The organism is Vreelandella sedimenti (genome assembly GCF_013416325.1).
Taxonomy (GTDB): domain Bacteria; phylum Pseudomonadota; class Gammaproteobacteria; order Pseudomonadales; family Halomonadaceae; genus Vreelandella; species Vreelandella sedimenti.
The window spans coordinates 145,391-158,057 of sequence record NZ_JACCGK010000014.1 but is presented as its reverse complement, the minus strand read 5'-3'; the positions used below and the strand labels follow the sequence as shown (position 1 = coordinate 158,057).

The window sequence follows — 12,667 nt, the reverse complement described above, 5'->3', positions numbered from 1 at the left end:
AAAGGCCTTTACGGGTCAAGTACGCCGTGGCACGCACTCGAGCGATTTTGGTCGGGGTGCGAAACAGCGTGTGGGCGACCTGGCAGGCGATCATATTGATCTCGTCGCTGCTGGTGACAGCGATCAACATATCGGCGTCTTCGCAGCCAGCCTGACGCAACACAATCGGGTAGGAACCCGCCCCAGTGACGGTGCGGATATCGATTTTGGTGTGCAGCTCGCGCAGTTTTTTGGCGTCAGTGTCAACGACGGTGATGTCGTTCTCCTCGCGGGCGAGGTGTTCAGCCAGTGTGCCGCCGACCTGGCCGGCGCCGAGAATGATGATTTTCATATAGTCTTGTCCTCACGGTCAGGCTCAAGGGGGAGTCGGTAGCCAATGCCGGGTTCCGTTTGCAGCAGGGAGGGGGACTGGGGATCATCACCTAGCTTTTGACGTAACTTGCTCACCACAATGCGCAAATAGTGCGTATCTTCCTGATGAGTTGGGCCCCATATCTGGCGCAATAGCTGGGTCTGCGTGACCACTCGCCCAGCGGAAGCAATAAGCTGGGCCAGCACGGCGAACTCTTTAGGTGTTAGATGAACAGCCTCGCCGTGCAAGCTTACTTGGTAAGCGGCCAGGTCGACGATCAAGCCACCATGTTGGAAGCGTTGAACGCTTGGGCTGGCGCGCCGCCTTAACAGGGCTCGAATACGTGCCAGCAGCTCTTGAATGCCGAATGGCTTGGTAACGTAGTCGCTCGCTCCGTTATCCAGGGCGCGCACTTTTTCAGCCTCATGGCCGCGCACCGAAACAATGATCACGGGTACCTCGCTATGCTTGCGGATCGAATCGAGTACTTGCTGTCCATCCATATCCGGTAGACCAAGATCCAGCAAAACGATGTCGGCATTAGCGGTGAGGGCATCAGCATTGAGTTTTTCCAACCCTTCGCGACCACTGGACGCCTCAATCACCTGAAATCCTTGAGAGGTGAGGCTGATACGCAAAAAGTGGCGAATGTGTGGCTCGTCATCAATGACTAATACGCGCGCTTGATCAGTGGTCATTCTCGGCGTCCTTGCTGGGGGACGCTAGAGGCAGCGTCATGGTAATTCTGGTGCCAGCATTGTCAGGCCCAGGGCTTGCCTGGATTTGACCCGCGTGGGCGCCAAGCATTCCCCGGCAAATTGCCAGCCCCAGGCCGCTACCGTGCAGGCTGCGATCTCCGTCGTTGCCGGTGACAAACATATCGAACACGCGCTCGCGTAGTGCTTCGGGTATGCCTGGGCCTTGGTCGGTAACCGAAAACAATAAGATGGACGGGTCTCCAGCCCTTTTATCATCACGACATTGGGCTTCGATAGTGATATGGCCATTAGGAGGTGAGAAGCGCGCCGCATTTTCAAGCACGTTGACCAGCGCTTGCTCGATCAGGGCGGGGTGAACGTAAAGTAGTGGTAGCTCTTTTGACCAGTGCTGCTCGACTTGGAAACCTTCAAGGGCACTGCCCAGTCGCTTCCGCGCTGAAGCGACTAAATCATCAAACGCCACCCAATCGCGCTCGATTTTCATGTCGCCATGCCCTAGTCGGGTCATATCCAACAAATTTTGTATATAGCGGTTAAGGCGTTCACTTTCGCTTAATACGCCATCGAGTAACGCAAAGCGATCCTGTTGGCTGAGCTGTGCATCCAGAGTGCGAAGCGAGCTGGCCGCGCCAATAATCGACGCTAGCGGAGTACGCAGGTCGTGGGAAACCGACGATAGCAGCGCTGAACGCAATCTCTCCTGCTCTTCAGCCAAGCGAGCGGCGCTAAGCTCCAACAGGCGTTGGCGGCTGTCTCCGGCGAGCTTGCCGACTACCAGTGCGACTAATAGAAAGAACAGCAGCGTTAGCAGTTGCTCTTGCTCTTCAACCGCTAACGAAAAGTGCGGGACGGTAAAGCAAAAATTAAACGTCAGAAAGCCCAGCACGGCACATAACAGAGCTGCGTAGCTTCCTGCCAACACCGCACTGGCGAGAACCGCGGTAAGAAAAATCAGTGAAAGATTCGCCAAGGCTAGCCAAGTATATAGTCCCCAGGCGATCAGCAGGGCCATTAGCGTACTCGCCAGCGCAATCAGGATTTCTGATGGCATTGGCAAGCGCAGCTGGTTCGCAATCTGCCTAAAGGGTTTGAATATTGGTTTTCTAAGTGTCATGACACGATTGTCCTTCACGATTGCTCTTCGCGAACGTCCTTCAAGATATTCGGCTAGCGCCGCCAGAACATTGGAGTCAGCAACACCACAACGGTGAGTATTTCTAATCGCCCCATCAGCATGCCAATACATAGCAGCCATTTCGCCGCGTCGGGGAGGGGGGCAAAATTACCCGCGGGGCCGATGATATCGCCTAGCCCAGGGCCCACGTTGGTGACTGCGGTGGCGGCACCGGAAAGAGCGGTGACTAAATCCAACCCCAGAGCGGAGAGGCTCAACGCCAGGGCCGCTATGGTGATAAAAAAGAAGAACGAGAAGGCCACTACGCTGCGCGAGATATCGCTGGTGACCGGCTGCTGGTTATAGCGAGTGGTAAACACACCATTGGCATGAATTAAATAGCGCAACTGGTTAAGCAGCATTAAAGAGGCAATCTGAAACCGGAAGATTTTCATTCCGCCGCTGGTCGAACCGCTGCAGCCGCCCACAAAGGTCAGGTAGAAAAAAGCAACTACCGGCAACGCCCCCCACTGGGTGTAATCATCAGATGCATAGCCGGTGGTGGTTACCACCGAAATAATGTTAAAGGTAACGTGGGTGAGCGATTCAAACCAGTTGTCGCCCTGGGTGATGCGCCAGACACTGAGTAGTAAAATCGCGGCCATCAAGAGTTTTAACAGCCCAAGTACCTGCTGATCGTTCCATAGGGCACTGCGCGACCCGCGTATAAAACGGATATACAGTACAAAGGGAAGCGCACCGCTCAGCATGAAAAAACTGGCCATCCACAGCAGCCATGGCTGTTCGCTATAGGTGCCGAAGGAAGCGTCGGAATTGGCAAAACCGCCGGTTGAAAGCGACGTCATACCATGTACGGTGGCGTCTAGCAGCGTCATCCCACCGAACCAATAACTACCAATCGCGACCAAGGTTAGGCTGACATAGATCGTTAGCGTCGCTTTTGCAATACCGCCAGTGCGTGGCATCACTTTATCCGACCAGTCAGACGACTCGGTGTGAAACAACCGCATACCACCTACTTTAAGAAACGGCAAAATGGCAATGCCCATGACGATAATACCGATACCGCCCATCCACTGCATAAGCCCTCGCCATAGCTTCAATCCATCGGAAAAGTACTCAATACCGACCAGAATGGTGGAGCCTGTCGTGGTGATCGCCGATACCGATTCAAACACCGCATTGGTGAAGGTTAACTGTGGGGCGCCAAGCACCAGCGGCAGGCTGGCAAAACCGCTAATGGTGACCCAACTGGCAGCGGTAAGAATAAACATCTGCCATGGCTTCAACTCTAAGGCTGTGCGATAGGTGAGCAACCAAGTAAGTGCTGCGGCGCCAAGTAAAATCAGAATGGAAACACCGAAGGCGGGTGCATCAGGGTCTCTTTCAATCAGCAGTACGATGAAAGGCACTAGCATGAACAGCGCTAGCACAATCCAGAGAATCGAGATGATTTTAAAAACAGGTGCCCAGTGCCGATACACATTCCTGCTACGGTAAAACCATGGTGTGAATGGAGTCATATGCCCAGCTCGCCGTTTAGTATTCTTAACATTTGCTATGACACCATGACCTCCCATAAAAAGTCTGTAAAAAAACAAAAAACCCAGCACTCTGCTGGGTTTGGGCAAGCTAGCTAAATACCTTCGTGAGCTTTAATATTTTTAACCTTTAACACCCCCAGCGGTTAATCCGCCAATAATCCAACGCTGGCAGATCAAGAACGCTACGGTGATTGGCAGCCCTGAGAGCACGGCAGCGGCGGCGAAGTCGCCCCAGCGCTGATTGTGGTCGGCCAGGTATTGCTGGGCGCCTACCGCCAGGGTGAGCTTGTGCTCATCGACCAGCAGCACCGACGCCATGGGGTACTCCATGATGCTCATCACAAACGCTAGGATGAAGACCACCATCAGGATGGGGATCGATAACGGTAGCAATATATAGCGAAATGCCTGCCAAGTGCTTGCACCGTCCACCATTGCGGCTTCTTCCAACGAGCCATCAATCGACTCAAAGTAGCCTTTGATCGTCCATATATGCAGCGCTACCGCGCCGAGCGAGGCGACAATCAGCGCGCCGTGAGTATTTATGCCTAACCAGCTCACAAACTGTCCTAGCCGGTCGAACAGAGCATAGAGTGCCACCAGCGACAGCACTGCTGGAAACATCTGGAAAATCAACATGCCTTTCAACAGCGGCTCCTTGCCCTTAAAGCGCATGCGGGCAAAGGCGTAGGCACTGGTGGTGGCAAGCATCAAAATCAGCAACGAGGACACCACGGCGACTTTGATCGAGTTCCATAGCCACAGTAGCACGGGGAAGGGCGGCTGGATCACGCTGCCGTCGGTGCGCTCCCAGGGAATACCCAAGGCCAGCGACCAGTGCTCGAGGGAGAAGCGCTCGGGGATCAAGCTTCCCGAGGCAAAGTTGCCCTCGCGAAACGAGATCGAAATCACCAACAGCAGCGGAAACACGATCAGTGACACAAAGCCGATCAGCGCCAAATGGGCGCCCCATCGCCGTGCGCGAATGGAGCGGGGTTGAACCATCGCCATCGTAAACCTCCTAAACCTTAACTTTGGAAAGCCGCAGATTAACCACCGACATGCCCACCACCAGCAGAAAGATCAGCGTGGCAATTGCTGCCGCCAGGCCGAAGTTCTGGCCGGCATCCTGGAAGGCGATGCGGTAGGTGTAGCTCACCAGCAGGTCGGTGGTGCCCGCGGGCGTGCTGGCGCCCAGAATGTCCGGGCTGCCCCCGGTAAGCAGCGCAATCAACACGAAATTATTGAAGTTAAAAGCAAAGGCGGCGATTAACAGCGGCGTGAGCGGTTTGATGATCAGCGGTAGGGTGATCTTCATCAGGTTGGTGATCGGCCCGCCGCCGTCTACCGCCGAGGCCTCGTAAAGATCGCCGGGGATCGACTGAATCAGACCCATGCACAGCAGCAACATGTAGGGGTAACCCAACCAGGTATTGACGATCAGCAGCATGGTTCGGGCTAGCCAGGGGTCGGTAAACCACTCCGGCGAAATGCCGAACAGTGCCTCCAGAATCATGTTCACTTCACCAAAATGCTGATTGAACATGCCTTTGAAAATCAGAATCGAAATAAACGCCGGAACCGCGTAGGGCAGTATCAGCAGCGTCCGATAGACCGCCTTGCCCTTGAGCTGATCCCACTGCAGCAGCGAGGCGAGGACAAACCCCACGGTCAGGGTGAACAGTACGGTGAGTCCGGCAAATACGAAGGTCCAGACAAAAATCTGCATAAACGGCCCGCGTATATCCGGGTCGGTAAAGATCTTGGTGTAATTGGTGAAGCCCACGTTCACCGGCCACCCAGGAGTGATGCGTTCGCCGTTTTCGGTGACGAAAAAGCCGATGTCGTTATCCGGTGTCAGCACCTGATCCTCTTGCCGGTCGTAGAGGCTGCCGTTGTCACGAATCTCATAGCGGTCGATCATTGGCGCGAACTGGCGCAGGCCCGCCATGCGCAGCTCGGTGCCCCCAGGCGTTTGCAAACGCAGTGCCTGGAGGGCGTCGCGGGCCTGGATGGCTGAGCGCATGGGAAGTGGCTCACCTTCGGGCGGGCCGTCTACGGCTTGGGTTGGAGCGCGACGAACTTCGCTGTTAGTTAGGTTGAGCGCGGCGGATAGTAGCCGGTCGTTGTCGCCCGCAGGGGCATCGCTTTCCAGGTAAAGGCGCACCAGCTCGCCCGCCTGGTAAAGCGAATAGGAAAAGGCAGCGCCTTCTGCCTGATAGCTTTGATCGGTGAGCTGGGCGCGTACGCGCTCCTGGCTAAGCAGATTGTCCGAGCTGTAGTTGCTAAAGCTGATGCCGACGGTATACACCAGCGGAAAAATGACGAACACGCCAAGGCCGGCCACGGCAGGGAAAATATACCGGTGGCTCATCAGCGAACGTCGGCTGAACACCACGCCCAGCGACGTGCCAAGCACTAAAAATAGCAGCGCAAATACCCATTGGCCGTGTAGGTAAAAAGCCATCACCAGCCAAAGCAGGGCCAGTACCATCAGCCCGATCAAGCTGCGCATTGCCCAGCGGGAATAGCGTTCGGCCACATGGCGAGAGCGGTGGCGGGGCAAGCCCCGCGAAGCATTCGTGGTAAACATGAAAGATGTCCTGCGAAACTACCCGGCCTTGCCAACGGAGTGCCATGGCCGGGCAGTGAAGGAAAGGCGAGTGGCTACTGACGCATACGCCGCGCGGCGGCATCCAGCGCTTCCAGGGGGGATTGACGCCCGCTGCCGATGTTTTGTAGCGCGGGCTCCATGGCTGCCCAAAAGGCGCCCATTTCGGGAATGTTCGGCATCGGCATGCCAACTTCGGCGTTTTCAAGCGTGGCGGCAATATTGGGGTTATCGGCCAGTTCCGCCTGATAGTCGATGTGTGCAACGGCGCCAAGCGAGCCATCGCTGTTGAAAGTGCGCATACCCTCCTCGCTAAGCAGGTAGTTTTCCAGGAACTCGACGGCCAGGAAATCATTGGGCGACGCGGAGCTGATCATTGCCGTCATAACGCCAAACATGGGCTTGGCACGTTCATCGCCTACTTTGGGCAGCAAGGCGACGCCATAATCAATGCCGCTGCGCTCAAGGTTTGGCCAGGCCCAGGGGCCGCTGATCATGGTCGCTACTTCGCCCTTGTTAAAGCGGTTATCCATGATGCTGTAGTCGGTACCTCGTGGCACCACGTCGCTTTCGATCAGTTCGACTAGCAGCTCTGCACCTTGCACGGCGCCTTCGTTGTTAACGCCAATATCGGTAACGTCGTAGCCTGCGTCAGTTTGTTTAAACGGGTAGCCCCCGTTAGCGGCTAGCAGTGTACAGCCGTAGTAGGGCTCGCTGTAGTCGAACAGGATGGCTTTTTTACCCTCTTGGGAAAGCGTCTCGTCCAGCTGCATTAGCTCGGCAAAGCTCTCCGGCGGGGTATCCACCAGGGCCTTGTTATAAATAAGACCGAGTGATTCCACTGAAATGGGATAGCCGTAGTTTTCGCCATTCCACAGGGCGGCTTCCCAGGTAAAGTCGTAAAAAGACTCGCGGAAGCTGTCGCTAGGCGCTACCTGTTTTAATAGGCCACTTTGTGCCCACTCGCCCATCCGGTCGTGGGCCCAGATCACGATGTCCGGCCCTTGGCCACTGCCCGCCGCCTGCTGAAAACGGTCGGTCAGGTTATCCGGAAAGACCACCTCAACTTCGATGCCCGTCTCTTCAAGAAACTGATCGGCCAGCAGCTGAATGCCTTGCTGGCCTTTGTTGTCGCCCATCCAGATCGTTAGGCGGTCATCTTCGAACGCGAAGGCTGGTAGGTTAGCGCTGGCAGCCAAAGTGGCTGTGAGTAATGGTCTGATAAAATAGCGTAGCGTTGCCATAGAGTAATAACCTCGTTGTTGTTGTGGTCATTTATTTATCAACTTCCGCAGAGTGGCCAATTATGCGCAAGGTCACCTCCTCCTTAGGGGGCGTAGCAGTGGCGTATATCAAGGGCGTAGAGTAAAAGTGGAAGGAGATGGATCAATATGAAGTGCTGAGTGCGTTGATAGAGCAGAAACTGTGGTTATTTTGTAGTAAAATTACACGAATTATTGCGTATAATGCCCCCTTTACGGTAGATTTTAGGTAATCTAACTACATTAGATGCCTAATTATAAACAGGAGTGACGATGAGCCAGTCCACTGCTTCCCAAGGTGCACCGCTGGGCGATCCGAATCACGCTATTGATTTAGCGCTGTTTGGGGCGCTGGGTGATCTTGCCATGCGCAAGCTATTCCCTGCCTTATACCATCTTGATCGCGAAGGCTTGATGCCTGAAAGCACGCGCATTATGGGGCTGGCTCGCCATGAGCACGACGCTGCATCGTTCCGGAAAATGGTTAACGATGCGTTGCAGAAAAGGCTGAAAAGCGGCGAGCAGGACAAGCAAAGTCTTGAGCGTTTTCTCGCCCGCCTAGATTATTTAAAACTCGATTTTTCCAACGTTGAAGGTTACGACGCCATTCGCCAGTGGCGAAAGGGCTCACCGCGCCCAATGGTGGTCTATCTTTCCGTTGGTGCACCTATTTATGGCGATATCTGCCGTCACCTGCAGGCCAGTAAAAGCCTGGACGATGAGTCCCGCGTGGTGGTTGAAAAACCCATCGGTTACGACCTGCACTCCTCGGTTGAAATTAACGACGCTATCGGTGAAGTGTTCCCCGAGTCGCGGATTTACCGCATCGACCACTATTTGGGCAAAGAGACCGTACAGAACCTGATTGCCCTGCGTTTTGCCAACCCGCTGTTTGGCACCCAGTGGAATCAAAACAACATCTCCCATGTGGAAATTACCGTTGCCGAAAAGGTCGGTATCGAAGGGCGCTGGGGCTATTTCGATGAGGCGGGCCAGCTACGCGATATGGTGCAAAACCACCTGCTGCAGCTGCTGTGCTTAATCGCTATGGATCCGCCCTCTAACCTGGATGCCGACGCCATCCGCGATGAAAAGGTCAAGGTGCTTAAAGCACTTAAACCGTTTGTGGGCGAGGCGCTTGGTCGCGATGTAGTGCGAGGTCAATATATCGCGGGCACTAGCGATGGCCAGTCGGTGCCGGGCTACCTGGAAGAAGAGGGCGCCAACACCCAGAGCCAGACCGAAACCTTTGTGGCCATGAAAACCGAAGTGGCTAACTGGCGCTGGGCAGGCGTGCCGTTCTACCTGCGCACCGGTAAACGCATGCCGGAGAAGCTCTCGCAGATCGTTATTCACTTCCGTCAGCAGCCCCACTATATCTTTGACCCGGATCAGCGCGGCATCGCCTCTAATAAGTTGATTATTCGCCTGCAGCCGGAGGAGGGTATTGCCCTGCAAGTATTGACCAAAGATAGCGGTTTGGATAAAGGCATGCGCCTGCGCCCGGGTCCGCTGCATTTGGACTTCAACAGCGCATTTCCCAAATCGCGGATACCCGATGCCTACGAACGTCTGCTGCTCGAAGTCATGAAAGGCCAGCAGTACCTGTTCGTGCGTCGCGATGAAATTGAGCACGCCTGGCGCTGGTGCGACCAGCTCATTGATGGCTGGAAAAAACGCGACACGCCACCGCGTCGTTATCCCGCAGGCTCTTGGGGGCCGGTCGCTTCCATCGCCATGATTACCCAGGATGGCCGCAGCTGGTACGAGGATTATTAATATGAGCCAAGCACGCCAACAGTTGGCCGAGCAGCTTGCCGAAGCTGTGTTTCAGGGGCTACAAGAAGATTTAAACCACCAGGAGCGCGTCCTGCTGGTAGTTTCTGGTGGCTCTACACCAGTGCCTTTTTTTAAGGCACTGGCGGCCAAATCGCTGCTCTGGGATCGTGTAGATGTAACGCTGGCCGATGAGCGTTGGGTAGACGAGCAGAGTAGCGATAGCAACGCCAAGTTGGTGCGTGAGCATCTGCTACAGGGCGAGGCATCGGCGGCCACTTTTATACCGTTAACTTGCAGTGCGTCTACACCTGAAGAGGGCGTTGATGAAGTTGCCAAGCAAGCAGAAACGCTAGCGTGGCCTGCCAGCGTGGTGATTCTAGGTATGGGCGGTGATGGTCATACGGCGTCACTGTTTCCTGACAGCCCTGAATTGACCCTGGCACTTGCCACGGAGGAGCTGTTAGTGGCGGTCAGAACGCCTAGTCAGCCGCAACCCCGGATTACCTTTTCCGCCGATCGCTTGCATCAGGCTCGGCGGCATATTCTGCATATTACCGGCGATGATAAACGCGCCGTATTGGCCAAGGCATTAAACGGTGACGACGTTCGTCAACTGCCTATTCGTGCCTTTTTAACCTGCCCATTGGCCATTTATTGGGCGCCTTGAGCGCTAACTGCCTTAGCCAATAATAAGTTGCTTGGAGACTGACTAATGACTATCGACAAACAGTTACCTTCTACACGCACTGCAGAGCTGGATAGCATCTGCTTGAAAGCCGAGGTGATTCCGGTCATCACTATCGAGCGTTTGGAAGATGCCGTACCGCTAGGCCGCGCCCTGGTAGAGGGTGGCTTAACCGTATTGGAAATTACCCTGCGCACTGACTGCGCGCTTGAAGCGGTGAAACGTATGCGTGAAGCGTTGCCAGGTGCCAGCATCGGTGTGGGCACGGTGCTGACGCCTGCCCAGTACCGCCAGGCCGAGCAGGTTGGCGCTGACTTTGTGGTAACACCAGGCGCAACGGAAGCCCTCTATCGTTACGGCGTTGAAAGCCCGGTGCCCATGCTGCCGGGGGTCTCGACAGTTTCTGAACTAATGACCGGCTGGCAGTACGGCTACCGTCGGTTCAAGTTCTTCCCGGCGGAATCCAGCGGTGGAGCCAAAGCCATCAAAGCGTTTGGCGCGCCGATTCCTGAAGCGCGCTTCTGTCCCACCGGCGGTATCACCGTCGACAATGCCGATGACTATCTATCGCTGTCCAATGTGATGTGCGTAGGTGGCTCCTGGTTAACACCCAAAGCGATGGTGGAAGCGGAAGATTGGGATGGCATCCGTGAGCTGGCGCGCCAGTCAGCGGAGCGCTTTCATCACTAAATAGGCATCCACTAGCAATTCGTTGCGGGCCGCATAAATGCATACCCTAGTTATGGTTTTTAACCATTGCTAGGGTTTTTTTATAGTGAAGTTTTGTCATTCGCGTATCGTAACCGCCTGCGTACGACCAAAGACGTATAACGGGCAATATTCAGCTCAACTAAAATGACGGTAAGATTTGTCTGACATTTCGCTATTCGCGCATACATAAACGTGCGTGCCACTTACAATGATGATGAGGTGAGTCAAAATGCACGCGTTGACCTTGGCGTCCTTCCTGTTTTTTACAGGGCTTGTCGCCTTTATCACTTGGCGGATCACCCGCCGAGATGATCACTCAAGCACCAGCGGCTACTTTCTTGCAGGGCGGACGCTAACCTTCCCGCTGATTGCCGGCTCTCTGCTGATGACCAACCTCTCCACCGAGCAAATGGTGGGGCTCAATGGGGCGGCCTTTTCTGATGGTTTAAGCGTTATGGCCTGGGAAGTAGTCGCGGTTATCGCCCTAGTGGCGTTGGCGCTATTCTTCCTTCCGCGTTTTTTGAAAAGTGGTATTGCCACGCTGCCGCAGCTTCTTGAAATTCGTTTCGATAAGACGACCCAGCTAATCACTAATATCATCTTCTTGATTGCTTACGCGGTGATTCTGCTACCGATCATTCTCTATTCAGGTGCCATCGGCCTGCAGGGCATGCTCGATCTACAGGGATTAACCGGCATTGAGTCTTCGACGACGCTGCTTTGGCTAACGGTGTGGATCGTCGGTATTATCGGTTCGGTGTATGCCCTGTTTGGTGGCCTGCGCACGGTTGCAGTTTCCGACACGCTCAACGGCGTCGGGCTGTTGATTGGCGGTTTCGTGATCGTCTATTTCGGCCTGCAGGCCGTGAGTGACGGTAGCGGCATCATGGAGGGTTGGAGCATTCTCAAAGAGAGTGACCCGGATAAGCTGGATTCGATTGGTGGTGCTGATCAGCAGGTGCCGTTCTTTACCCTGTTTACCGGCGTTTTCCTGATTAATCTGTTCTACTGGAGTACTAACCAGCAGATTATTCAGCGTACTTTTGCGGCCAAAAACCTTGCCGAAGGTCAGAAGGGCGTGCTGTTGACCGGTCTTTTCAAACTGCTGGGGCCGCTGTATTTAGTGCTGCCGGGCATCATTGCTTATCACCTTTATGCCGATCAGGGCGTGCGTGCCGATGAAGCCTATGGTCATTTGGTCTTTAACGTACTGCCGCCGTACCTCACCGGTTTTTTCGCTGCCGTCATGGTCGGTGCGATCCTGTCGTCGTTTAACTCAGCGCTTAACAGCACCACCACGATTTTCAGCCTGGGCATCTATAAAGGTGTGCTGAACAAAGAAGCTACCGAAGAGCAGGTGGTTAAGTCGGGTAAAGTGTTTGGCTGGATCATGGCCATTCTCACCATGATCATTGCGCCACTGCTGGCAGGTCAGGAGAGCCTGTTTGGCTACCTGCAGAAGATGAACGCGATTTACTTTATTCCGATTCTTGCCGTGGTGCTGGTCGGGCTGCTAACCAAACGTGTTCCGCCAATGGCGGCCAAAATCGCCCTGATCGGCGGCTGCTTATTGATCGCCGCCGGTTACTTTGTGCCACCGTTTACACTGCTGCCGCAGATCATGCATGAGTTCCACTTTGTGGCGCTGGTGTTTGTGCTGTTGGTCGCCGTGATGCTGATTATCGGCAAGGTGCGCCCAAGGGAAACGGACTGGATTCAGCAGCACAGCGGCGATGTGGATCTAACACCCTGGAAAGGCGCGGTGCCTGCCGGTATCGTCTTGGTCGTGTTAGTGATCGTTATGTATATCAGCTTTGCTGGCTGATCGCCCACCTTGTAGGTAAATAGGTGAAGCCGTACCAGAAAGGC

At 54.8% G+C, this 12,667-nt stretch carries 11 protein-coding genes; 4 read left to right on the top strand and 7 right to left on the bottom strand.

Translation table 11 applies throughout. The annotated features are described in order from the left end of the window. The 7 genes from HZU72_RS16700 to malE all read right to left on the bottom strand — a co-directional run. Positions 1-331, bottom strand: a 331-nt coding sequence (locus HZU72_RS16700; protein WP_180094091.1) for an NAD-binding protein, incomplete at its 3' end; no start/stop codon positions are given. Continuing rightward, the gene (locus HZU72_RS16695; protein WP_180094090.1) at positions 328-1,050 is read right to left on the bottom strand and encodes a response regulator; all 723 of its coding nucleotides are present in this window, start codon (positions 1,048-1,050) and stop codon (positions 328-330) included. The genes HZU72_RS16695 and HZU72_RS16700, both read right to left, overlap by 4 nt. After that, complete coding sequence (locus HZU72_RS16690) at positions 1,040-2,185, bottom strand: sensor histidine kinase (RefSeq protein WP_180094087.1); 1,146 nt, start codon at positions 2,183-2,185, stop codon at positions 1,040-1,042. Before HZU72_RS16690 ends, HZU72_RS16695 begins: the two co-directional genes overlap by 11 nt. 53 nt (positions 2,186-2,238) lie before the next feature. Beyond that, complete coding sequence (locus HZU72_RS16685) at positions 2,239-3,729, bottom strand: TrkH family potassium uptake protein (protein ID WP_180094085.1); 1,491 nt, start codon at positions 3,727-3,729, stop codon at positions 2,239-2,241. Between the two features lie 141 nt (positions 3,730-3,870). After that, positions 3,871-4,761, bottom strand: a complete 891-nt coding sequence (gene malG / locus HZU72_RS16680; RefSeq protein ID WP_180094083.1) for a maltose ABC transporter permease MalG — start codon at positions 4,759-4,761, stop codon at positions 3,871-3,873. 10 nt (positions 4,762-4,771) lie between these two features. Beyond that, positions 4,772-6,343, bottom strand: coding sequence for a maltose ABC transporter permease MalF (malF, locus tag HZU72_RS16675; RefSeq protein ID WP_180094081.1), 1,572 nt, complete (start codon positions 6,341-6,343; stop codon positions 4,772-4,774). Positions 6,344-6,417: 74 nt separating this feature from the next. Then, the gene (malE, locus tag HZU72_RS16670; RefSeq protein WP_180094079.1) at positions 6,418-7,605 is read right to left on the bottom strand and encodes a maltose/maltodextrin ABC transporter substrate-binding protein MalE; all 1,188 of its coding nucleotides are present in this window, start codon (positions 7,603-7,605) and stop codon (positions 6,418-6,420) included. Positions 7,606-7,896: 291 nt separating this feature from the next. On the opposite strand from malE, the gene zwf reads away from it, so the two are divergent. The 4 genes from zwf (at position 7,897) to HZU72_RS16650 (ending at position 12,623) form a co-directional block, all read left to right on the top strand. Then, a complete protein-coding gene (gene zwf / locus HZU72_RS16665; protein WP_180094077.1) occupies positions 7,897-9,402 on the top strand; it encodes a glucose-6-phosphate dehydrogenase in 1,506 nt (501 codons plus the stop codon). 1 nt (position 9,403) lies between these two features. Further along, complete coding sequence (gene pgl / locus HZU72_RS16660) at positions 9,404-10,069, top strand: 6-phosphogluconolactonase (RefSeq protein WP_180094075.1); 666 nt, start codon at positions 9,404-9,406, stop codon at positions 10,067-10,069. Positions 10,070-10,114: 45 nt separating this feature from the next. Further along, a complete protein-coding gene (locus tag HZU72_RS16655) occupies positions 10,115-10,777 on the top strand; it encodes a bifunctional 4-hydroxy-2-oxoglutarate aldolase/2-dehydro-3-deoxy-phosphogluconate aldolase (protein WP_180094073.1) in 663 nt (220 codons plus the stop codon). Positions 10,778-11,027: 250 nt separating this feature from the next. Beyond that, positions 11,028-12,623 (top strand): solute:sodium symporter family transporter, encoded by a 1,596-nt coding sequence (locus tag HZU72_RS16650; RefSeq protein ID WP_180094071.1) that lies wholly within the window; start codon positions 11,028-11,030, stop codon positions 12,621-12,623. Positions 12,624-12,667 lie beyond the last annotated feature (44 nt).